The sequence below is a fragment of the uncultured Martelella sp. genome, assembly GCF_963677965.2.
Taxonomy (GTDB): Bacteria; Pseudomonadota; Alphaproteobacteria; order Rhizobiales; family Rhizobiaceae; genus Martelella; species Martelella mangrovi.
On the sequence record NZ_CAXXFM010000001.1, the window covers coordinates 2,488,257 to 2,508,584 of the forward strand.

Sequence of the window (20,328 nt, forward strand, 5' to 3'; positions counted from 1 at the left end):
GAAAAGAGACAGGCAGAACATGATTTCCTTTTTTCCGGCCCCGGCAGGTCGGTCGAAGCCGGCAAGAGCCGGCTTTTCGGCCGTTCTGGTTGCCGCTTTCCTCATCGCCGTGCCCGCCATGTCCACAACAGCGCTGGCGCAGGAAAATACAGCTTCTCCGGAGGTCGCTCAGCAGCATGCCCCGGCAACGGTCGACGAGATACAGTCGGGCGATGATATCGCGGAGCCAGTTCCCCCGCCGGCAAACGTGGAAACAAGCGGCGAGCCACCCGCCGCGTCGGCCGATGCCAGGACTACCGTGCCCGCGATTGCCAATGGTGAAACGCCGCAAGCCGGCGAACCCGCACCCTCTTTCATGGAAGACCCGGCCGGTGCGCTATCGCAATTGCTGAACGCGGAGCGCGATCCGAACCTGCCGCACGATCTGTCGCCATGGGGCATGTTCATGGCTGCCGACCGCGTGGTGAAGGCGGTTATGCTCGGACTGATGCTGGCCTCCTTCGCGGTCTGGACCGTTCTGGTGGCCAAATCCATCGAACTGGCTTGCGCCAGGGCGCGGGCCGGGCGGGCGGCGAAGACCATTTCCGCGGCGGCCACGCTCGATGAGGCGGTTCGGGCGCTTTCCGGCCGGGGCGGACCGGCCGCCTTCATGGCGCGGTCGGCCGAAGACGAGTTGCGCCGTTCCGGGCAGGCCCCCGAATACGCCGGCAATGAGGGCGTGAAGGAGCGTCTCGGCGCGCGGCTTGCCCGCATCGAGGCGCAGGCGACGCGACGGTTGTCGCGCGGAACCGGGCTGCTGGCGACGGTCGGGTCGACCGCGCCGTTCATCGGCCTGTTCGGCACGGTATGGGGCATCATGAACGCCTTCATCGGCATTTCGGAAGCGCAGACGACCAATCTCGCCGTGGTCGCGCCCGGCATTGCCGAGGCGCTTCTGGCGACCGCCATGGGCCTGGTCGCCGCCATTCCCGCCGTCATCATCTATAACGTGTTCGCCCGCGCGATTGCCGGTTACGGCCAGTTGCTGGCGGATGCGGGCTCGGGCGTGGAACAGCTTGTCAGCCTTGCACTCGACCTCGGCAGGATACCGCCCGACGGGCCGGGGACCGCCGAAAAAGGCGAGGCGGATCTGTCCGATCTGGCGGCGGCGGAGTAGACGTCATGGCCGGAGGCATACGCAGGGATGCGGGGGCGCTGCCCGAGGAAAACAGCGAAATCAACATCGTGCCCTTCATCGACATCATGCTGGTGCTGCTGATCATCTTCATGGTGGCGGCTCCCCTTGCCACGGTCGATGTCGATGTCGATCTGCCCGCCTCGACGGCGAAACCGCAGGACCGGCCGGACGAACCGCTCTATCTGACCTTGCAGGAGGATCTGACGCTGCATGTCGGCGAAGACCCCGTGGCGCGGGAGGGGCTGGGAGAGGCCATCAACGCCCTGACGCAAGGAGACCGGGAAACCCGCATCTTTCTGCGCGCCGACCGGGGCGTCGAATACGGCGAGTTCATGGGCGTGATGAATATCCTGCGCGATGCGGGTTATCTCAAGATCGCGCTGGTCGGACTGGAGCAGGCGCAAGGGTCGCCCGACGGCGAAAAAGCCGATGGTGCGCCTGACAAGGTGGCGCAGTGAACAGGCCGGCCTGGCATAACGGCGCGAGCGCGGGCATCGCACAGGCGGCTCTCTGGCTGGGGGCCGTCGCTTTCGTCATGGCGGCCTATGCCGGCGTTGCCGCGTGGATGCTGCGGGAAAAGCCGGTGGTTGTCGCCGACGGTGCTCCGCCCGCCGCCATCATGATCGAACTCGCCGCGGCCCCGGAAGCCATTCAGACGGAAGAACTTGAAATCTCCGAAAATACCGAGGACGCCGATGCGAGCGCGCCCTCCCAACAGGTCGAGTCTCCGGTAGAGCCACCTATCGAGGATGTGGCGGAGCCTGTCGAGGAGACCGACGCGCCGGTCGAAGATGTGCCTGAAGAACCCGAGCCAGTCGAGCCCGAGGCGGCGGAAACCGAGGATCAGCCGGACCCTGTCGAAACCGAGGTGGCCGATCCCATGGAAGAGGCCGAGCCTGTGGAGGAGGATATCGTCCGCCTTTCCGATGCGGTTGCAATTCCCATCCCGACCCCGCGCCCGAAGGAGCTGGAACGTGAGGTGGTAAAAAAAGCGGAACCGAAGAAAAAACCGGTCCGCAAACAGGCGAAGAAGCCGCCACCGCAGCAGCAACAAGCCGCATCGCAGGCGACCCGCAAGGCGCAGGCGCAGGTGCAAAAAAGCGACAGGAATGCGGCCCGCGAGGCGTCGTCCGGCGTTTCCAAAGCCCGGCAGGCGCGCTGGCAATCCCGGCTGATGGCGCATCTGGAGCGACGCAAGCGTTATCCGGCAGAGGCGCGCCAGCGCGGCGAACGCGGCATCGTCTACGTCCGTTTCAGCATTGACGGTAACGGCAATGTTCTTTCCGCCTCCATCGCCCGCTCCTCCGGCCATGCCGCGCTCGATAACGAAGTGCTCTCTCTCGTGCGCCGCGCATCGCCGGTTCCCGCCCCGCCGCCAGGCGCAAAAAAGACAATCACCGCTCCGGTGCGCTTCAGCAAGCGGTGACAGCGATGCCGGTGGCGTGTGCCGTCAGGCATGGTCACGGGATTTCGATCCGGGTGCCGGGTTGTGGCGGTTGGTGGGGAAGCGTCGTCCAATGATAAAACGGAAACGTGATGCGGCCGGGTTCAAGGCCAAAGCTACTCTCAAGGTCATGACCGCCTTTCTGTTTTTTTGGGGGGTAGGGAGGTGTCGAAATTTGCGGTGCTATTCAATTCGAGCTGATCTCTCCGCGCCAAGGGGCAGGGCGCCGTCACGATTTCCAGTAACCCACTCTTTGCCGAAGGGATGGAAACCCAGAGGGCGGGAGACCTGACCGACGCACCGCTCGATCGCTTCACCTGTCACGTCAACATTCCCCGAATGAATGGCAACGGCTACCGTCCCGTCCAGAGCCATGTCGGGAAGGCCGGTTCAACCCTTTCAGAAAAAGCGCGATGCGACCATGAGAGCTCCGGTGCGAAGTGCGCCCTCCCGGTGGTTTCAGCCCTGCGTCCAAAGTCGTCGATTTTTATTTCGTCGTTGATGAAGGAGGTCTTGTATAACTGATATATATGATATATAAGATATACAACAGACCATGGAGACGCAGATGAGTTACGCATCTGATGGCATGATTGACCTTTCGGGGAATGGCGATGGCAGCCGGGCCGGTACGGCCACGCAGATCGTTCATCGTCGTCTCCGCGCCGAAATCGTTTCCCTCAAGCGACTGCCCGGTGAGGTGGTCAGCGAAAAGGAAATCGCGGCCGAAAGCGGGCTTTCGCGCACGCCTGTCCGTGAGGCGCTGTTGCGTCTGGCTGAAGAACAGCTGATCGATATCGTTCCCAAGTCCGGAACCCGGGTTTCGCGCATTCCGGTGGCTTCGCTGCTGGAGGCGCAGGTGGCGCGCACGGCGCTTGAACAGGTCAATGTCCGTGCCGCGGCCAGCCGGGTGCAGGGCAGCGAAATCGCCAATATGCGCGCATTGCTGATGTATCAGCGCGAGCGCACGGAGGCCGGTGACAGCGATCAGTTTCACGCCGCCGACGAAGCGCTGCACCGCGCAATTGCGGTTGCCGGCGGCTATCCCGGCATCTGGAAAATCATCGAGCAGGTCAAGCTGCAGGTCGACCGCTACAGGCGTCTGACGCTGCCACAGATCAACCGCATGGAGCGGGTGCTCGTCGAGCATGGTGAGATCGTGGACGCGCTTGCTGACAGGGATGCGGACCGCGCCGTTGCCGCGATGACGCACCACCTTGAAGGTCTGAGCGCGGAGGACCTGCGTCCCATCCGTGACCTCAACCCTGATTATTTCATCGGAGACATCAACGATGTCTACGAGAAGTGGGGCGATGGAAACACCGCCTCTCAAGCAGAAGATCGGCCCGCTTAAGCGAGAACAGGACCGATATAATCAAACTCCAATATCCTCATGGGAGGCTATCATGAAAAACGTAAAAAACACGATCCGTCTGGCCGGCGTCAGCATTGTTGCGCTGAGCGCCGTTTTCGGCCCGTCCTCGGCTCTCGCTGAAACTGTCTTCGAAATCGCGTTCAACCAGCCGGAATCGCATCCGCAGTACAAGGCCATGGAACGCTTCGGCGAAGCGCTTGCCGAACGCACCAACGGCGAATACACGGTCAAGATCTTCCCGAACGAGCTGCTTGGTGCCCAGAAGGAAACGGTCGAAATGGCCCAGACCGGCACCATCGCCATGTCGCTGGCTGCCGCCAGCCTGCTGGAAAGCTGGAACCCCGATTTCGTCGTCTTCAACCTGCCTTATGTCTTCGACAGCATCGAGCACCAGAAGAGCGTCGTGAACAATCCCGAAATCGTCGGTGATCTCTACAACTCCGTCGCAGATCAGGGCATCGTCGTCGTCGCCGCCTTCACCGCCGGTTCGCGCAACGTCTACCTCAAGGACCATCCGGTCAACACACCGGAAGACCTGGCCGGTCAGAAGATCCGCGTGATGCAGTCGCAGACCAATATCGACATGATGAACATGATGGGCGGCAACGGCATCGCCATGGGACAGGGTGAAGTCTACACCGCAATCCAGACCGGTGTTCTGGACGGTGGCGAAAACAACGAGGTGACCTACTGGTCGCTCAAGCATTCGGAAATCGCACCGTACTTCTCCTACACCCAGCACCTGATGATCCCCGACTATCTGGTGATGAATGTCGATTACTTCGAAGACATGCCCGACGATGTGAAGCAGATCTTCCTGGAAGAGCTTCAGAAGGCTGCCGACTATGAGTTCGAAGTCTTTGCCGAAGATGCAGCCAAGTCCCGTGCACTGGCGGAAGAAGCCGGCGCCCAGTTCAACGATGTTGACCTTCAGCCCTTCCGTGACGCCGTTCGTCCGCTGACGGAAGAAAAGCTCACCTCGGACGTCACCAAGAAGATTTATTCGCAGATGCACCCTGCCAGCGAATGATCTCCAATCATCAATGATCTCGACTGGTCCCGGTTTCCGGGGCCAGCCCGGATGAGAAAGAAACTGCTATGCATACGATCAAGCTTTGGGTCGATCGTTTTCTGGCAACGATCTGCATCGCCTTGTGTGGCCTTTTGACGTTTGTCGTCACCTGGCAGGTGGTGAACCGTTATGTGTTCAGCGGCGCCGGCGCATTGACGGAAGAACTGGCGAAAATCATGTTTGTCTGGCTGGTTCTTCTGGGCGCAGCGCTCCTGTTCGGCGAAAAGGGCCACATGAATATCGGGATCGTCGTTGACGCATTCTCGTCGCCGCGCCGGAAAGCGGTCTTTCAGATCGCGACGGATGTTCTGATCCTGTTGTTTGTCGTTGGAATTCTGCTGATCGGCGGCCTCGATGCCGTTGACCGGACGATGCGCCAGACCAATGCCGCAATTCCGTTCCTGCGCACCGGGCAGATCTATATGGCCCTGCCGATCTGCGGCGCCTTTTCGGCCTTCTACTGCCTTTACAACATCTGGAACGACATCCTGCAGTTCATCCGTCCGCCAAGCGCGGAAGGCACGCCAGGGGAGGTCAAATAAATGGGAAATGCAGCCGATATCGGCCTGATCCTGCTCATCTCGATTCCGATCCTTCTGATGATCGGCGTTCCGATCAGCGTCAGCATGGGCATCGGGTCCGTGCTGGCAATGGCCACCATCTTCACGTTTGATCGCATGGCGATCACCTCTGCCCAGCGCATCTTTGCGGGCATCAACTCCTTCTCTCTGCTGGCAATTCCTTTCTTCATCCTTGCCGGTAACATCATGACGTCAGGAGGGATCGCGCGACGACTGATCAACTTTGCCAAGGCGCTGATCTGCTTCGTGCCGGGTGCGCTGGTGCAGACGAATATCGTTGCCAACATGCTGTTTGGCGCCATCTCCGGTTCCGGCGTGGCTGCTGCCGCCGCCATCGGCGGGGCCATGGGGCCGCAGCAGAAGGCGGAAGGCTATGACCCGAAATTCGCCGCTGCCGCAAACATCGCATCGGCGCCAGCGGGCATGCTGATCCCTCCAAGCAACACCTTCATCATCTACTCGCTGGCAAGCGGTGGATCATCCGTCGCAGCGCTGTTCATGGCTGGCTATGTGCCCGGCATTCTCTGGGGCATCGCCTGCATGATCCCGGTGATCTTCTTCGCCCGCAAGGCCGGTTACAAGGCCGAGCGTTTGGCCAATTTCCGGACCAATCTGAGGACGACGATCGAAGCCATTCCGGCGCTGCTGATGATCGTGATCGTGGTTGGCGGCATCATCTCGGGCATCTTCACGCCGACGGAAGCCAGTGCCATTGCGGTGGTTTACGTGACGCTCCTGTCGTTTGCCTACAGAACCCTGTCACTGCGGATGATCCCGACGCTGCTGCTTGGAACGGTCAAGACGACGGCAATGATCATCTTCATGATCGGCGTTTCCTCGATCATGGGCTGGATCATGGCCTATGCCCAGATCCCGAACATCATCGCCTCGTCGCTGCTGTCGATCACCGACAACCCGATCCTGATCATGATCATCATGAATATCGTGATCCTGCTCTTGGGCTTTGTCATGGACCCGACGCCGGCAATCCTTATCTTTGCACCGATCTTCCTGCCGATTGCGACCTCTCTCGGTGTCGACCCGATCCATTTCGGCGTCCTGATGGTCTTCAATCTGTGCATCGGAACGATCACCCCGCCGGTCGGCCCGATCATGTTCGTCGGGTGCCGTATCGCGGAGCTGAAGATCGAAGATGTCGTCAAACCGCTGCTGGGCTTCTTTGTCATCCTCGTGGCGCTCTTGATGGCCGTGACCTTCATACCGGAACTCTCGCTGGCGCTGCCGCGCGCAGCCGGACTGATCCAGTAGCGAAGGCCGCATGACAGCTGGTTGCCCCTGGCGGGGCAGCCGGATCGCCGGACGGGCCTTGAAACGAAGCGCGGTAACCGGTGAAGCAATTGAAATGCGCGTGACGAACAGCATCGACAAGCGCTGCCCCACGCACCACGGCCGGACGCGAAGACCGGCCACCAAGGAGTACATACCGTGATTTTCGGACGACTTGATAACGTCGACCTTGAGAAAGCGACCCTGCCGGACGCCGTGCTGGAAGGTCTGCAGTTTCTGAACGAAACCGATCTGGCGAATGCATCTGAGGGACGCATCGATATCGATGGGGACCGGATTTTCGCATCGGTTCAGGATTACACGACCGGCCCGCAAGAGGAAAAGCGACCGGAGTCCCACATCCGCTATCTGGATATCCAGTACATCGTTTCCGGCAGGGAAATGATCGGCGTCGCCCCTCTGTCAACGACCCCGCCGGCGGCCGAAGACCTTTCCGGGGAGCGTGACCTGCTGTTCTACGATCAGGTGGGCGACGAGAGCTCTCTCGTCCTGTCGGCCGGAAGTTACGCGGTGTTTTACCCCTGGGACGTTCACCGGCCCGGATGTGCCGTTGGCGAAACGGGCGAGGCCGTTCGCAAGGTCGTTGTCAAAATCAGAATGTGAAAACCGCGCGGGGCATTGTCTGAGAAAGGCTTTGCGCGCGGGTCTCAGACGAGCGAGACGCTCGGATTTGAATATGGAGACGTGCTGGAACGCATGCAGGAACCGCCTGCATCCGGCCGCTTCGATCCAGTGAAGGAGAAAAACCATGGATATTCGCTATTCCGTCAATCAGAGGGATTTCCAGCGCTACACCACCGAGGAAGTGCGCGACGAGTTTCTGATTGAAAACCTTTATGTCGCCGATACGGTCGTGGCCGTCTACACCCATATCGACCGGATGGTGACGCTTGGCTGCATGCCGGTTTCCGAAACCGTGCCGCTCGACAAGGGCATCGATTGCATGGGCACGTTTGGAACGAACTACGTTCTCGAACGCCGTGAAATCGGTGTTTTCAACCTCGGTGGCGCCGGGTCTATCGAGGCTGACGGCGAGACCTTCAATCTCGATTTCCAGGATTGCCTCTATATCAGCCGCGGCACAAAGTCCGTCGCCTTCAAGAGCAATGACGCTTCCAGGCCGGCCAAGTTCTATATGGTTTCGGCCCCGGCGCACAAAGCCTGCAAGACGACCTTCCTGAAGATGGACGATGCCAAGAAGGTTCCGCTTGGCGATGCCGCCACGTCGAACAAGCGCGTCATCAACCAGTTCATCCATCCCGACGTTCTGGAAACCTGCCAGCTTTCTATGGGCCTGACCCAGCTGGAGCCGGGCAGTGTCTGGAACACCATGCCGGCCCACACCCACGAGCGCCGCATGGAAATCTACACCTATTTCAACCTGCCGGAAGATCAGTCCGTCTTCCACATGATGGGTGAAGGCAAGCAGACGCGTCACATCCTGGTACAGAACGAGCAGGCCGTCATCAGCCCGTCCTGGAGCATCCACGCCGGCTGCGGCACCACCAACTACACCTTCATCTGGGCGATGGGCGGTGAGAACCAGACCTTCAACGACATGGACGTGATCCCGATCAACGAACTGCGCTGATCAGGTCCACGTCCGCCTAAACCGACAGTCTCTCAAAAACAGAAAGATCCGACCCATGAGTTTTGCAGACAATTTCTCACTTGACGGCAAGGTCGCTCTGGTCACCGGCGCGTCCTATGGTATCGGCTTTTCCATCGCTTCGGCGCTGGCCGAGGCCGGTGCGACGATCGTCTTCAACGACATCAACGAAGATTTTCTGGCCAAGGGCGTTGCCGCCTACAAGGAAGCCGGTATCGATGCCAAGGGCTATATCTGCGATGTGACCGATGAGCCTTCGGTTCAGAAGATGGTGGCGCAGATCACCGAGGACGTCGGCCCGATCGACATTCTCGTCAACAATGCGGGCATCATTGCCCGCACGCCGATGCACGAGATGGAAGCTGCGGATTTCCGCAAGGTCATCGATATCGACCTGACCGCACCGTTCATCATGGCCAAGGCCGTGCTGCCGTCGATGATGGAACGCAATTCCGGCAAGATCATCAACATCTGCTCGATGATGAGCGAGCTCGGCCGCGAAACGGTTTCGGCCTATGCCTCCGCCAAGGGCGGCCTGAAGATGCTGACGCGCAATATCGCGTCGGAATACGGTTCCTACAACATCCAGTGCAACGGCATCGGCCCGGGCTATATCGAAACGCCCCAGACCGCACCGCTGCGCGAACCCGGCCACCCCTTCAATTCCTTCATCCTCGCCAAGACCCCGGCAAACCGCTGGGGCACGACCGAGGACCTGAAGGGCCCGGCCGTCTTCCTCGCATCGTCAGCCTCCGATTTCGTCAACGGCCACGTGCTTTATGTCGATGGCGGCATCCTCGCCTATATCGGCAAACAGCCGTAATCGAGCAAAAGGCCGGAGCGGACAGAGGTTTTTCTGTCCGCTTCGACACGCCAACAAATACCAAATTCGGAAAATCGGGCGACGCTGACTGCGCGCCCGATTTTTTTAATCCAGCAACCCGCGTCCGCGCAGCATTGCATCCGGCGTGGGCATCTTGCCCCTGAATGCGCGGTAGGCCGCTTCCGCACGAACCGATCCGCCCTTCGACAGGATGTTGTCGAGCAGTTGCCGGGCGGTTTCAGGATCGAAGGCGTTTCCGGTTTCCTCGAACGCCTCGAACGCGTCGGCATCAAGCACCTCCGCCCACATGTAGGAATAATAGCCGGCGGCATAGCCGTCGCCTGCGAATATATGCAGGAAATGCGGTATTGCGTGGCGCATGGCAATCGCCTTCGGCATGCCGATCGCGTTCAGCACGCCATCCTGGAAGGCAACCGGATCGGCCGGCGGGGTTGTTGCCGTATGCAGGTGCATGTCGACGATGGCGGAGGCGGTATATTCAACGGTCGAGAAAGCCTGGTTGAAGTTTGCCGCTTCGAGCACCTTGTCCATCAGTGCGTCGGGCATTGCCGCGCCGGTGCTATAGTGCAGGGCGTAATTGCGCAGGATATCGGGAATCGTCAGCCAGTGTTCGTAAAGCTGTGACGGCAGCTCGACGAAATCCCGGTCGACGCCGGTTCCCGAAACTGAAGGGTAGGTGACGTCGGAAAGCATGCCGTGCAAGGCATGCCCGAATTCGTGAAACAGCGTGTGCGCATCGTCAAGGGAAAGCAGGGCCGGCTTGCCTTCTGCCGGTTTGGCGAAATTGCAGACATTGATCACGATCGGCAATTCGCCCTGCTGCCCGTTCGGCAGGGGAAGCCTGTGCTGGCTTTGCAGCGCATTCATCCATGCGCCGGAGCGTTTTGTCGCCCGGTTGAAATAGTCGCCCAGAAAGATGGCGAAGGCCTCGCCGTTTTCGTCGCGGATTTCATAGACGCGGACATCGGGATGATAGGCGACGATATCGGGCCGCGCGACGGCCTGAATGCCGAACAGCCGGCCTGCAACGGCAAAGCAGGCTTCCAGAATCCGCTCGAGCTGAAGGTAGGGTTTCACTTCGCTTTCGGAAAACGAGAATTTGCGGGCGCGGAGCTTTTCGGCGTAATAGCGCCAGTCCCAGGCTTCAATGTCGTGGTTGGCGCCGTCTTCGGCGACCAGAGACTGCAATTCCTTCTCGTCGTTTCCGGCGGCCTTCACGGCCTTTTCCCAGACATCCATCAGCAGCGTGTCCACCGCATCGGCCGTCTTCGCCATGGTGTTGTCGAGCTTCATCGCCGCGAAGTTTTCGTAACCCAGCAGGTTCGCCTTTTCCGCACGCAGGCGCAGCGTTTCCTTCATCACCGGCCGGTTATCGTGTTCGCCGCCGGAAAGACCGCGGGCTGTCCATGCCCGAAAGGCCTTTTCGCGCAGGTCGCGCCGTGCCGAAAGCGTGAGAAACGGCTCCACGATCGAGCGGGAAAGCGTGACGGCATAGGCCTCGGGCCGGCCGCGTTCGGCGGCCGCTGCCGCCATCGCGTCGATGAGGAAATCGGGAAGGCCCTGCAACTCGTCTTCGGCGGTCAGGAACATGGCCCATTCGCTCTCGTCGGCGAGAACATTCTGCCCGAAATTCGTGCCGAGTTCGGCCAGGCGTCCGTTGATTTCGGCAAGCCGGACCTGCTTGTCCGCGGCAAGCTGCGCACCGCTGCGGACAAGACCTTTCCAGTGCCGCTCAAGCACGATCGTCTGTTCCTCGGTCAGTGCGAGAGATTGCCGTTCCTGCCAGAGGGCATCGATCCGCCGGAACAGCGCCGCGTTGGCGCCAATCGTGGAATAATGGGCCGACAGTTTCGGCGCGATTTCACGCTCCAGCGCCTGAATGGCGGGGTTGGTATCAGCCCCGGCGCGGGTGAAGAAAACCGCGGCCACCCGCGACAGCGCATCGCCGGAGACTTCCAGCGCCTCGATTGTGTTGGCAAAATCGGGCTTTGCGGCATTTCCGGCAATCGCGTCGATTTCGCGAAGATGATCGGCCATGGCCCATTCGAAGGCCGGTGCGAAATCATCCTCCGCAATACTGTCGAACCGCGGCAGACCCAGTGCCCCGTCCCATGTCGTCAGTGCCGGATTGATGTCTTTTGTGTCTGCCATTGCCGTCAGTCCTGTCTTGTCATGCCTTCTTGGCCGCAAACTGCGGCCATTCGATGTGTGCGGCATCAAAACACGCATGGCAAGGGGCTTGATGGCAAGGGGGGCTTGATGAGCGCCAGCCAAGATAGTAAGCAATGCTTATTAAATATCAATTGTCCGGGTTCTGAATGAAAAACGAGATCAGTACCGACCGGCTGGGCTTTCTGCTGACCGATGTGACGCGGCTGTTCCGCGCCGCCTTTGAGCGCCGGATCGGGCAGGCCGGTCTCGGCGTCACGCCGGGAGAGGCGCGCACGCTGGCGCGCACAGCTGCCCGCAACGGCGCAAGACAAGGCGAAATTGCCGAGGAACTCGGCATAGAGCCGATGACGCTGTCGCGCTATCTCGACCGGCTGGAAAAGGCGGGACTGATCGAGCGGCGAGCCGACCCGCGCGACGGCCGGGCAAAGTGCATTCACACCACCGGGCGGGCCGATGCTGTTCTTGCGACGATCCTGCAACACTCCGATGAACTGGTCGCGCAGGTCGAAGAGGGGCTTTCCGGCCGGGAAAAGGAAACGCTGCGCGGTGCGCTGAAGACCATGCGCGGCAATTTTATCAGACTTTCGCAGGAATGAGCATGTCCGGGAATACCGCATTGTCGACAACGCCGATGAGCGAAAGCCGCACCAGTCTTATCGGTGCGATGATGACCATGCTCGGGCCGTTTTCGCTTTCGATCTACACACCGGCCATGCCGGCGCTTGCGATTGCCTTCAATACGACCGACGCCGCGATAAAACTCTCGCTTTCGGTGTTTTTCGGCGGTTTTGCCTTTGCCATGCTGGTGGCCGGTCCGCTGGCCGATGCCTTCGGCCGCCGCAAGACCGCGATCGGCTTTCTCGGCATCTATATGGCGGGAAGCCTGCTGGCGGTGTTCGCCGGGGATGTGAACGCGCTTCTGCTGGGCCGGCTGGTTCAGGGCATCGGGGCCTCGGCCGGGCTGACCGTCGGGCGCGCCATTGTGCGCGATCAGTTTACCGGGGAGCCGGCGGCGCGGATCATGAACATGATCGGCATTGTTCTGGCTGTCGGGCCGGCGGTGGCGCCGACGGTTGGCGGCGTCATTCTTGCTGTTTTCGACTGGAAGGCGATCTTTCTGACGATGGCAGGCTTCGGCGCGACCATTGCGGTGATCCTCGTCACCATGATGGCCGAAACCATTGTGCCAGACCGGCGCAAGGCCAGCCCCTTGCCGCTTCTGACCGCCTATTGGCAACTGGTTACGAGCGCGCGCTTCATGGCCGCCTCGCTGTTGATTGCCTCTTCGGTGGGGACGCTTTATGCGCTGGCCTCCATCCTGCCCTTTGTTCTGATCAAGGTTGCAGGCCTCACCCCTTCGCAATACGGCGTGGGCATGCTGATGCAGACGGGGCTCTATTTTTCCGGCTCCGTGGTCTTCCGCTTTGCTCTCGGGCGGTTCTCGTCGCGTTCGCTGGTCCGCATCGGTCTGCTGTTCATCGCGCTGGGTGCGGCGGCGACCGCTGTCTCCGTCGAGTTCCTGCCGATCAGCTATCTTTCCGTGATGCTGCCGGTCGGCAGTTTCGCCTTCGGCATTGCCTTTGTTATGCCCTACACGATGAACGCGGCCCTGTTGCCGTTTCCCGCCATCGCCGGTTCCGCCTCCGCGTTGATGGGGTTCATGCAGATGGGGTCCGGCCTTCTCACCGGCATCATCGCCGCGGCCATCGGTTCACCCGTGCTGGCGCTTCAGTTCATCGTGCCGTCCATGGGCGCAATCGCGGTCTGCTGCTATTTCTGGCTGCGCACTGTCGAAAAGCCCGAGCTTGACACGGGCCATGAACAGGTCGGTGAGGCAAGCGTGCCGTCCGATCCGGTTGCCTGACATGTTTTGACACGGTAAGGTTGCTCTGTTCCGACAGGCATATGAGGCCCGGAACAGAAAAAGGCGGAGCCCGAAGGCCCCGCCTTGTCTGCAGTCTAAACCGTGAAGGCCGATCAGCCCTGGTCGCGCTTGGCCAGCGTTCTGAGACGCAGGGCGTTCAGCTTGATGAAGCCCGCGGCGTCCTTCTGGTCGTAAGCGCCGTGGTCGTCCTCGAAGGTAACGAGGGCTTCGGAGTAAAGCGACTTGTCGCTTTCCCGGCCGGTGACGATGACATTGCCCTTGTAGAGCTTCAGCGTGACTTCGCCTTCGACATGTTCCTGGCTCTTGTCGATGGCGGCCTGCAGCATGTAGCGCTCCGGCGAGAACCAGAAGCCGTAATAGATCAGCTCGGCATATTTCGGCATCAGCTCATCCTTCAGGTGCGCGGCACCCCGGTCGAGCGTGATGGATTCGATAGCGCGGTGAGCGGCCAGCAGAATGGTGCCGCCAGGCGTTTCATAGACGCCGCGCGACTTCATGCCGACGAACCGGTTTTCGACCAGATCGAGACGGCCGATGCCGTTGTCGCGGCCAAGGTCGTTCAGCTTCGCCAGAAGCGTTGCCGGGCTCAGGCGCTCGCCGTTGATGGAAACGGCATCGCCCTTTTCAAAGCCGATCTTGATGATCGTGGGCTTGTCGGGGGCGGCTTCCGGCGAGACGGTGCGCATATGCACATATTCCGGCGCCTCGATGGCCGGGTCTTCCAGCACACGGCCTTCCGAGGAGGAGTGCAGCAGGTTGGCGTCAACGGAGAAGGGTGCTTCGCCGCGCTTGTTCTTGGCGATCTGGATCTGGTGGCTTTCGGCGAATTCCAGAAGCTGGGTCCGGCTCTTGAAGGTCCAGTCACGCCACGGCGCGATGATCTTGATGTCCGGGTTCAGCGCATAGGCCGAAAGCTCGAAACGCACCTGGTCGTTACCCTTGCCGGTGGCACCATGGGCGATCGCGTCGGCGCCGGTTTCCTTTGCAATCTCGATGAGGCGCTTGGAAATCAGCGGACGGGCAATCGAGGTGCCGAGCAGGTAAACGCCCTCATAGACGGCATTGGCGCGGAACATCGGGAAGACGAAATCGCGGACGAATTCCTCGCGCACATCCTCGATGAAGATCTCCTTCACGCCGGCCTGTTCGGCCTTCAGGCGCGCAGGCTCAAGCTCTTCGCCCTGACCGAGGTCTGCGGTGAAGGTGACGACTTCAGCGCCGAATTCGGTCTGGAGCCATTTCAGGATAATCGAGGTGTCGAGGCCGCCGGAATAGGCGAGCACGACCTTCTTGACGTCTTTGTGCGTTGCCATGTGTTGTTCAAGTCCATCTGCTGTTTGGCATGTTTCGTGCCGTTTTAGCGGCTTTACCGCGTCACGCAAGGAAAACCCGTGTTCTGCGCGACTTTCGTCTCTCTGCCGGGCAATTTTGCCGATTGACAGGACCTGCCAACTCGAAAACAGTCTTGTCTGGGTGCACGGATGCTTCGGACGGGATCGGCCGTGCGTGAGAAGATGAGATCGAATGGCTGGTTTGCGGCCGCAATTCGGCGGTATTGTCATGAAAACTGCCGCAAAAATGCAATGGGAGGAAGACCATGAGCCAGAAAAACGCGCCGCATCCTGCGCTGCAAGCGGGAAATTCCGCCGTTATCACCGGTGGCGCTTCGGGCATCGGGTTTGCCGCGGCGAAAGCTTTCATCGCTCTCGGCATGAATGTGATGATTGCCGACATGAAAAGCGAGAAGCTGAAGGTGGCGGGCGCCGAACTGGCGGCCTTGGCCGAGAAGAAGGGCGTGAAGGCACTGGCGCATGCAGCCGACGTCTCCGACCTTTCGGCGCTGGAAGAGCTGGAATGTGCGGCAACCCAGGCCTTCGGCAAGGTCAATGTGCTGATGAACAATGCCGGCATCCAGCCCGAAACCGGCATTCTGGGCAAGCAGATAGCATGGGACCGGATCATCGACGTCAATCTGCTTGGCGTTATCTACGGTACGCGGATTTTTACGCCCGGCATGATCAAGCACGGCGAACCGGCGCTGATCATCAATACTGGATCGAAACAAGGCATCACCACGCCGCCCGGCAACCCGGCCTATAATGTTTCCAAAGCCGGCGTGAAGGCATTCACCGAAGCATTGCAGCATGATCTGAGAAACCGGGAAAACTGCAAGGTCGAGGCGCATCTGCTGATCCCCGGCTTCGTGTTCACCCCGCTGACGGCGGGCGGACGCACGGAAAAGCCGGAAGGCGCCTGGACGCCGGAACAGACCGTCGATTTCATGCTGAAAAGCCTTGAGGCAGGCGATTTCTATATTCTCTGCCCCGATGGCGAAGTGGACCGGGAAACCGACGAAAAACGGATGATCTGGGCCATGGGCGACATCGTCGAAAACCGTCCGCCGCTGTCACGCTGGCATCCGGATTATTACCATGCCTTCCTCGACTTCCTCTCGGGAACGCCTAAAGATCTGAAAGACTGAAATCATGGCGATCGATGAGGCGCTTGCCGCCCGCCTGCGCCATCGGCTCGAGGGGCTGGAGGGCGTCAGCGAGAAAAAGATGTTCGGCGGCCTCTGCTTCATGGTCAACGGCCACATGGTCGCCGCTGCCAGCCGCAGCAAGGCCGGCGAAGGGCGTTTTCTGTTCCGCGTCGGCAAGAACAATGCCGAGGCGGCCGCCCGCCTTGGCAAGCCGGAACCGATGATCCATGGCGGGCGCAGGATGAGCGGCTTTTACTATCTTGATGCCGATGACTGCGCCGATCCGATATTTGATGAATGGGTTTCGATCGCGCTGGAAAACGCCTTCTCGCTGCCGCCGAAGGCGTGAAACGGCAGAGGTGGACAGCGTGTGTGCGGGCCCGCAGGCTTGTCTTCACCGTTCCCGCCGACCATATTGCCGCCATCGCTGACGCCAATCTTTCGAAGGAGTGCAGACCCCATGTATACCGGCATCGTTCAGGCCGTCCGTCCGCTCGCTGATGTCAGTGTTTATCCCGGCGGCAAGACCTTCACCGTCACGTTCACGGATCAGCTTCTCGCCGACCTGAAACTTGGCGCCAGCGTCAATATCGAGGGCACCTGCCTTTCGGTCACCGGCATTGCCGGCGATCACGTCACCTTCGATGCGATGAACGCGACGCTGGAGCGCACCAATCTGGGCGCGCTGGAAGCGGGGCAGAATGTCAATGTCGAACGCTCGGCCAAAATGACGGACGAAAACGGCGGGCACCCGATTGCCGGCCATGTGGCGACAACGGCTGCGCTGGAAGAGATCCGCGTGGCCGATGACGGCGCCTATATCCGCTTTCGCGTGCCGGAGGACTGGGCGAAATATATCTTTCCGCGCGGCTTTCTGGCGGTCAATGGCTGCAGCCTGACGGTGGCCGAGGTGGAGGAAAACCTGTTCACCATCAACCTCATTCCCGAGACCCTGCGCCAGACGACATTTCCCCGCTACAAGGCGGGCGACCGGCTGAACATCGAAGTGGACCACCAGACCATGGTGCTGGTCGACGTGATCGAGCGCACGGTGGCGCGTGTAATGCCGGGACTGGCGGAAAAAGGCCGCTGAATAAAAAAGCCCGGCGCATGGCCGGGCTTTCGAAAACTGCAAAAAGGCTTCAGCCTTACTTCGTGGCGCCTTCGTAGAGCTCCAGGACATAGTCCCAGTTGATCAGGCTGTCGACGAAAGCTTCCAGATATTTCGGGCGCGCGTTGCGGTAGTCGATGTAGTAGGAGTGTTCCCACACGTCGACGCCGAGGATCGGCTTGGCGCCATGCACGACCGGGTTTTCGCCGTTCGGTGTCTTCATGATTTCAAGCTTGCCGTCCTTGACGGTGAGCCATGCCCAGCCCGAGCCGAACTGGCCGACGCCGGCAGCGATGAAATCGGCCTTGAACTTGTCGTAACCGCCGAGATCGGAGGAAATCGCGCTTTCGAGCGCGCCCGGCAGCTTGGTGCCGCCGCCATCCTTCTTCATCCATTTCCAGAAATGGGTGTGGTTGAAGTGCTGAGCGGCGTTGTTGAAGAGCGGCTGGTTGGAACCGTAGGCCTTGACCATGACGTCCTCGACCGAAAGGTTGCCGAGGCCCGCTTCTTCCGCCAGCTTGTTGCCGGTGGTCACATAGGTGTTGTGGTGCTTGTCATGGTGAAACTCGAGCGTCTCCGCCGACATGTAGGGGGCGAGCGCGTCGTAAGCGTAAGGCAGTTCAGGAAGTTCAAAAGCCATCTTCAATACTCCTTTTTTGTAGCCTGAGGCTGAAATCTTTCTGTGCGATAGATAGTGATGCCACGCCTTCAGGACAACCTGAAAATTATCAAAACTATCGCGCGGCGCATCGGAATAATCTTCGCTTCGTTGGCGTGTGCCGACATTTTCCGCCGTATGTCACGCGGGATCAAGCCTCGATTGTTTTTCTTTACGCAAGACGCGGCAGCGGATGGTTTGTTCCGTTGCCGCGGCTGTTTTTTCAGGTGCCGTCGGGCAGTTTGTAGGCGAGAATATAGTCGCCCGTCTCGGTGCCGACGGAGCCGTGACCGCCGGCCACGATCAGCACGTATTGGGTGCCGTCGCTGGTCTCGTAGGTCATCGGCGTTGCCTGACCGCCGGCGGGCAGGCGGGCTTCCCACAGCTGTTCGCCGGACGTCAGGTCATAGCCGCGGATGTAGTTGTCCATGGCCGCACCGAGGAAGGCGACGCCACCCTTGGTGATGATCGGCCCGCCGATACCGGGCACGCCCATCCTGATCTTGAGGCCCAGCGGGTTCATGTCCTGGATCGTGCCGTTCTTGTGCTTCCAGACGATTTCGCCGGTTGTCAGGTCGGCACCTGCAACATAACCCCATGGCGGCGCCTGGCAGGGCACGCCGAGCGGGCCGAGCAAGGTGGTGAAGGCCACCGCATAGGGCGAGCCATTGTTGGAGTTGATGCCCTGCGTCGGCGCGCCCGGCTTGCTCTTGGGCACCAGCGTGGAGGTGTAAGCCATGTAAACCGGCATGGCGAACATCACCTGGCGCTCCGGATCTACGGCCACCGAACCCCAGTTCAGCGTGCCGAAATTGCCGGGATAGACAATCGTGCCGTTGGTTGACGGCGGCGTGTAGCGGCCTTCGTAGTTATACTGCTTCAGCTTGATCCGGCAGGCGAGCTGATCGAGCAGCGAGGCGCCCCACATGTCCCTGCCGGTCAGTTTCGGCGGTTTGAAGGAAAGCGCGGAGACCGGCTGTGTCGGCGAAAGGTTTTCACCCTCAAGGCCGCCATCCTGCGGTGCGGGTTCCTCGGTGACCGGCAGGATCGGCTCGCCGGTTTCACGGTTCAGGACGAACACCTCGCCCTGTTTGGTCGGCATCACCAGGGCCGGCACGGTCTCGCCGTCGATCGTCAGATCGAGAAGCGGCGGCTGGGCCGGCACGTCCATGTCCCAGAGGTCGTGATGCACGCCCTGGAAAACCCATGCCGGTTCCCCGGTCTCGACATCGAGCGCGGTCACGGAGGAAGAATATTTTTCCTCCGAGGGCGAACGGTTGAGGCCGATCTGGTCCGGCACGCGGTTGCCGAAGGGCACATAGACGAGGCCCAGATCGCTGTCGCCGGACATCACCGACCAGCTGTTCGGCGAATTCCTGGTATAGGTCTCGTCCGGGCCGATCGGCGCGGTCCGGTCCGGATTGCCGGTGTCGAAATTCCAGATCAGTTCGCCGGTATCGATATCATAGGCGCGGATGACGCCGGACGGGCTCTGGGTGGAATAATTGTCGTTGACCGCGCCGCCGACGATAATCTTGCCGGCAATGGCAAGAGGCGCGGAGGTCGAATAATAATAGCCCTGCGTCTTGTAAGGCATATTGGTTTCAAGATGCAGCGTGCCGTTATCGGCAAAATCCTCGCAGATCGTGCCGTCTTCGGCATTGAGCGCGATCAGGCGGGCATCCGAGGTCGGCAGGTAGACACGGGTCTTGCAGCGCTCGCCCTCGGCCAAGTCCGGGTCGTCATAATAGGTGACACCGCGGCAGGTCTGGTGCTGGCGGTTGCCATCGACCGGGACTTCCGGGTCAAACTTCCATTTCTGGTCGCCGGTCCTGGCATCAAACGCCATCGCCCAGCTGTGCGGCGTGCACACATAAAGCGTATCACCGATCATCAGCGGCGTGTTTTCATAGGTCGTCTCGACAACGTCATTCGGGCCTTTCATGTCGCCGGTCTGGATTTGCCAGGCCAGTTCCAGGTCACCGATATTGTCCGGCGTGATCTGGTCGAGCGGCGAATAGCGCTGGCCTTTTTCTGAGCGGCCATAGGCATGCCATTCATCGGCGGGCACGCGCTCGCTTGCCGACGCATCGGCGTTGCGAATGCCGGGAAGCGAACCGTTGATCGCATGGGGATCGGTGAAAAGTGAAATGGCCGCAACGATGATCGACAGGGCCACGGCGCCTGCAAGCGGCCAGGGACCACCGCGGGCGGTGGGGTTTTGTTCGGGGAAACCATACTGGTCACGCAGGATCGGCCGGCGAACCCAGGGCAGGAACATCCACAGGCCGAGAAGCACGACCAGCCCGCCGCGCGCGCCAAGCTGCCACCAGTCGAAACCGACCTCAAGCAGCGCCCATGCAAGCGTCACCAGAATGGTTGCCCCGTAAACCCAGTAGGCGAGGGGATTGCGCGTGAAAATGAGAAAGGCGGTCGCCAGAAAGGCAACGCCCGCAATCAGATAAAACCAGCTGCCGCCGAGCACGATCAGCCAGATGCCGCCACCGCCTAAAAACAGGCCGATGGCTGCGAAGATCAGTGTTGTCAGCACGATCATGATGAAAATCTCCCGAAACTGGAGCTTGTTTCCGGGGGATGGGGACGAAATTG

Annotated in this window: 19 protein-coding genes; 15 read left to right on the forward strand and 4 right to left on the reverse strand. The window is 60.5% G+C overall.

Annotated features, from left to right (window positions below):
- Window positions 1-19: 19 nt before the first annotated feature.
- From exbB to ACHZCU_RS11695, 10 genes are all read left to right on the forward strand, one after another.
- Entirely contained in the window at window positions 20-1,156 is a 1,137-nt protein-coding gene (gene exbB / locus ACHZCU_RS11650) for a tonB-system energizer ExbB (protein ID WP_319518910.1), read from the forward strand.
- Window positions 1,157-1,161: 5 nt separating this feature from the next.
- Window positions 1,162-1,635 carry a TonB system transport protein ExbD gene (gene exbD / locus ACHZCU_RS11655; RefSeq protein WP_319518911.1) on the forward strand — a complete coding sequence of 158 codons (474 nt, stop codon included), beginning with the start codon at window positions 1,162-1,164 and terminating at the stop codon, window positions 1,633-1,635.
- The gene (locus ACHZCU_RS11660) at window positions 1,632-2,603 is read left to right on the forward strand and encodes a TonB family protein (RefSeq protein WP_319518912.1); all 972 of its coding nucleotides are present in this window, start codon (window positions 1,632-1,634) and stop codon (window positions 2,601-2,603) included. Before exbD ends, ACHZCU_RS11660 begins: the two co-directional genes overlap by 4 nt.
- 586 nt (window positions 2,604-3,189) lie before the next feature.
- On the forward strand, window positions 3,190-3,975 hold the full coding sequence (locus ACHZCU_RS11665) for a GntR family transcriptional regulator (protein WP_319518913.1): 786 nt from the start codon (window positions 3,190-3,192) through the stop codon (window positions 3,973-3,975).
- Between the two features lie 52 nt (window positions 3,976-4,027).
- Window positions 4,028-5,026 carry a TRAP transporter substrate-binding protein gene (locus ACHZCU_RS11670; RefSeq protein ID WP_106306354.1) on the forward strand — a complete coding sequence of 333 codons (999 nt, stop codon included), beginning with the start codon at window positions 4,028-4,030 and terminating at the stop codon, window positions 5,024-5,026.
- A 68-nt stretch (window positions 5,027-5,094) separates the two neighbouring features.
- Complete coding sequence (locus ACHZCU_RS11675) at window positions 5,095-5,610, forward strand: TRAP transporter small permease (protein ID WP_106306357.1); 516 nt, start codon at window positions 5,095-5,097, stop codon at window positions 5,608-5,610.
- The gene (locus tag ACHZCU_RS11680; RefSeq protein WP_106306360.1) at window positions 5,611-6,918 is read left to right on the forward strand and encodes a TRAP transporter large permease; all 1,308 of its coding nucleotides are present in this window, start codon (window positions 5,611-5,613) and stop codon (window positions 6,916-6,918) included. It abuts the gene before it with no gap.
- 177 nt (window positions 6,919-7,095) lie between these two features.
- Complete coding sequence (locus ACHZCU_RS11685) at window positions 7,096-7,560, forward strand: YhcH/YjgK/YiaL family protein (protein WP_319518914.1); 465 nt, start codon at window positions 7,096-7,098, stop codon at window positions 7,558-7,560.
- Window positions 7,561-7,705: 145 nt separating this feature from the next.
- Window positions 7,706-8,548, forward strand: coding sequence for a 5-dehydro-4-deoxy-D-glucuronate isomerase (gene kduI, locus ACHZCU_RS11690; protein WP_319518915.1), 843 nt, complete (start codon window positions 7,706-7,708; stop codon window positions 8,546-8,548).
- Window positions 8,549-8,603: 55 nt separating this feature from the next.
- The gene (locus tag ACHZCU_RS11695) at window positions 8,604-9,389 is read left to right on the forward strand and encodes a gluconate 5-dehydrogenase (protein ID WP_324292334.1); all 786 of its coding nucleotides are present in this window, start codon (window positions 8,604-8,606) and stop codon (window positions 9,387-9,389) included.
- A gap of 105 nt (window positions 9,390-9,494) precedes the next feature.
- Here the strand turns inward: ACHZCU_RS11695 and ACHZCU_RS11700 are convergent, their stop codons facing one another.
- Window positions 9,495-11,561 (reverse strand): M3 family metallopeptidase, encoded by a 2,067-nt coding sequence (locus ACHZCU_RS11700; protein ID WP_319518916.1) that lies wholly within the window; start codon window positions 11,559-11,561, stop codon window positions 9,495-9,497.
- Window positions 11,562-11,728: 167 nt separating this feature from the next.
- On the opposite strand from ACHZCU_RS11700, the gene ACHZCU_RS11705 reads away from it, so the two are divergent.
- Entirely contained in the window at window positions 11,729-12,178 is a 450-nt protein-coding gene (locus ACHZCU_RS11705; protein WP_319518917.1) for a MarR family transcriptional regulator, read from the forward strand.
- A 2-nt stretch (window positions 12,179-12,180) separates the two neighbouring features.
- The gene (locus ACHZCU_RS11710) at window positions 12,181-13,446 is read left to right on the forward strand and encodes a multidrug effflux MFS transporter (protein ID WP_319518918.1); all 1,266 of its coding nucleotides are present in this window, start codon (window positions 12,181-12,183) and stop codon (window positions 13,444-13,446) included.
- Between the two features lie 113 nt (window positions 13,447-13,559).
- Here ACHZCU_RS11710 and ACHZCU_RS11715 read toward each other — a convergent pair whose 3' ends face one another.
- Entirely contained in the window at window positions 13,560-14,780 is a 1,221-nt protein-coding gene (locus ACHZCU_RS11715) for an argininosuccinate synthase (protein WP_319518919.1), read from the reverse strand.
- 284 nt (window positions 14,781-15,064) lie between these two features.
- On the opposite strand from ACHZCU_RS11715, the gene ACHZCU_RS11720 reads away from it, so the two are divergent.
- The 3 genes from ACHZCU_RS11720 to ACHZCU_RS11730 all read left to right on the forward strand — a co-directional run bounded on the left by ACHZCU_RS11720 (window position 15,065) and on the right by ACHZCU_RS11730 (window position 17,042).
- Window positions 15,065-15,949 (forward strand): SDR family oxidoreductase, encoded by an 885-nt coding sequence (locus tag ACHZCU_RS11720; protein WP_106306386.1) that lies wholly within the window; start codon window positions 15,065-15,067, stop codon window positions 15,947-15,949.
- 4 nt (window positions 15,950-15,953) lie between these two features.
- A complete protein-coding gene (locus ACHZCU_RS11725; protein WP_106306389.1) occupies window positions 15,954-16,298 on the forward strand; it encodes a TfoX/Sxy family protein in 345 nt (114 codons plus the stop codon).
- Between the two features lie 111 nt (window positions 16,299-16,409).
- The gene (locus ACHZCU_RS11730) at window positions 16,410-17,042 is read left to right on the forward strand and encodes a riboflavin synthase subunit alpha (protein WP_319518920.1); all 633 of its coding nucleotides are present in this window, start codon (window positions 16,410-16,412) and stop codon (window positions 17,040-17,042) included.
- Window positions 17,043-17,097: 55 nt separating this feature from the next.
- Here the strand turns inward: ACHZCU_RS11730 and ACHZCU_RS11735 are convergent, their stop codons facing one another.
- Window positions 17,098-17,700, reverse strand: a complete 603-nt coding sequence (locus tag ACHZCU_RS11735; protein WP_106306395.1) for a superoxide dismutase — start codon at window positions 17,698-17,700, stop codon at window positions 17,098-17,100.
- A 241-nt stretch (window positions 17,701-17,941) separates the two neighbouring features.
- Complete coding sequence (locus ACHZCU_RS11740; protein ID WP_319519787.1) at window positions 17,942-20,278, reverse strand: glucose/quinate/shikimate family membrane-bound PQQ-dependent dehydrogenase; 2,337 nt, start codon at window positions 20,276-20,278, stop codon at window positions 17,942-17,944.
- Window positions 20,279-20,328 lie beyond the last annotated feature (50 nt).